The organism is Corallococcus sp. AB045 (assembly GCF_003668895.1).
Lineage (GTDB): Bacteria > Myxococcota > Myxococcia > Myxococcales > Myxococcaceae > Corallococcus > Corallococcus coralloides.
Window position 1 is genome coordinate 1 of sequence record NZ_RAWN01000401.1, and the last position, 2,342, is coordinate 2,342.

Below are 2,342 nucleotides of genomic sequence, written 5' to 3' on the forward strand. Positions count from 1 at the left end.
GGGTCCACGGAGGCGGCCGGGCGGCGCTCGGGGGCTCGGAACCCCAGGCCAATGGACGGCAGGAAGGTCATCCCACCCAGGTCCCGCTTCTGCCCGAAGACGACGGGGTTGCAGAAGACGTAGCCCCCGGTGAGCTCCGCGTAGAAGTGCACGTACTTGTAGCCCACCGCGAAGCCCACCGTGGAGCCCACGAAGTGGCTGTTCACCGTGGACGGCAGGCTCGCGTCGAAGCCCGTCACCGGCTTGCCCTGCTGGGAGAAGTCCACCAGCTGGGCGTCCAGCCGGGTGTGGCTGAAGACGTACTTGGGGGCGCCGTAGAGCTTGAACACGTCGCCGTACTCGGCGCTCAGGTACAGCGGCACCTCCACGTCGGTCCGGCTGAAGTCCCCCAATTGGACGACCTCCAGGACGTCCATCACCGCCCCGGAGAACAGGTACTTGGACACCCCCAGCCCCAGCGCCAGGTCATACGAGCGGCGCGGCCCCGGGCCGCCGTGGGCCAGGCGCACCTTGCCGTCGAAGCGCAGCGCGTTGCCGTTGTAGCGCCCGCCCACGTCGAACCCGTCCAGGAGCCCCACCCGCACCATCAGCTCCGGGTTCACCCCCGGCGGGGCCACCACCAGGGCCAGACCCGCCGTCAGCAGGCGCTGCTGGTCCTCCTCCGTGAGGGTGTAGGGCCGGTCCTCCTCGATGGCCCGCTTCGCCGCGCGCCCCTGGTCGATGCCCACGTCCACCACCGACGCCAGCGTCCCCACCGGGACGAACACACCCATGCTGCCCGTCACCTGGACCTGCCCGGGCGAGAGCGTCTTCGCCGTCTGCATGGTGGACAACGGGGTCGCGCACCCCACGGCGAGGCCGGCGAGCCCCAAAAGGATCAGGGCGGGAAGGTTTCTCATGGGGTTGCAGGTTAAGCCCATTTCCGGCGCGAACGCTTCAATCCGCGCGCCCACGTGGTAAGGGGGCATCGTGCGAATCAAGCAAAAACCCGAGGACTTCTCCGTGAAGGAGTCCTACCGCTTCGACGAGGTCGAAAGCGGCAAGCATCGCGTCTACCTGATGGACAAGCAGAAGCTGTCCACCTTTGACGCGGTGAACCGAATCCGTGACGCGTTCGGCCTGAAGCCCGGCGCCATCAGCTACTGCGGCCTGAAGGACAAGCAGGGCCGCACCGAGCAGATCATCGCCGTGGATGGCGCGGACGTGGACATGCAGGAGCCCGACCTGCGCCTGAAGTTCCTGGGCCGGACGGACAAGCCGCTGTCCGCGAGGAACATCACCTCCAACCGCTTCTCCGTCACCGTGCGTGCCCTCACGCGCGACTCGCTGGCGCCCTTGAACCTGTCCGCCGCGGAGGTGAACCGGCTGGGCGTGGTGAACTACTTCGACAGCCAGCGCTTCGGCGCGCTCAAGCACGGCCAGGGCTTCATCGCCAAGGACATCATCCGGGGCGACTTCGAGGCCGCGCTGCACAACTACTTCGCCCGCCCCTCGGACCTGGACCGCACCGAGGACGCCAAGGTGAAGGGCTTCTGGCGCGACAACTGGGGCAAGTGGGACGCGCGCGTGCCCTTCGAGGGCGCGAAGAAGTACCACCGCATCCTGCGCAGCCTGCGTGAGCACCCGGGCGACTGGCTCCGCGCGTTCCTGCAGATCGACTCGGACTACCGGGCGATGATCCTCTTCGAGTACCAGAGCTTCCTCTGGAACGAGGGCGTCCGGCGCTACCTCCAGCTGATGCTGCCGCGCGAAGCCATGTTCCCCATGCGCTACCAGGCCGGCACGCTCCTGCACTTCCGGGACGCGACGCCGGACGTGCTGCACACGCTGCGCGAGAAGACCTTCCCGCTCGTGGGGCCGGACTCCACCTTCCAGGATCCGAAGGTGGCGGAGGCCATGACGTGGGTGCTGGGCAAGGAGAAGCTCAAGCTCCCCGACCTGCGCATCAAGGGCGCGGAGCGGATGCTCTACTTCAAGGAGGAGCAGCGCCCGCTGGTGATGTTCCCGCACAAGCTCGTCGTGGGCCGCACGCAGAACGACGACGTGAACCGCGGCGACATCAAGGTCAACGTGGCCTTCACGCTGCCCCCAGGCGCGTACGCCACGCTGGTCATCAAGCGCCTGTTCCACTTCGAGTACACGGAGGACTCGAAGGAGGACATCCGCACCTCGCAGCGCCCGCGGCTCGTCACCACCGAGCGCGAAGAGGCCCGGGTGGAAGAGGCCCGGAGTGTCGCGCGTGCCTCGGAAGGACCTTCACGCCACCGCACCCTGGCGGACCGGGCCCCCCCCCGCACCGCGCGTCCGGCCACGTCCGAGCGTCCGGCCACGTCCGAGCGTCC

The 2,342-nt window shown here is 68.3% G+C and carries 2 protein-coding genes; one reads left to right on the plus strand and one right to left on the minus strand.

Going from position 1 to position 2,342, the window contains the following annotated elements; genetic code table 11:
• A partial coding sequence (locus tag D7Y21_RS41055; RefSeq protein WP_121718604.1) for a hypothetical protein occupies positions 1–899 on the minus strand: 899 nt, incomplete at its 3' end.
• 70 nt (positions 900–969) lie between these two features.
• Between D7Y21_RS41055 and truD the strand changes: the two genes are divergently transcribed.
• The coding region (truD, locus tag D7Y21_RS41060; protein WP_233612501.1) for a tRNA pseudouridine(13) synthase TruD at positions 970–2,342 on the plus strand (1,373 nt) is incomplete at its 3' end.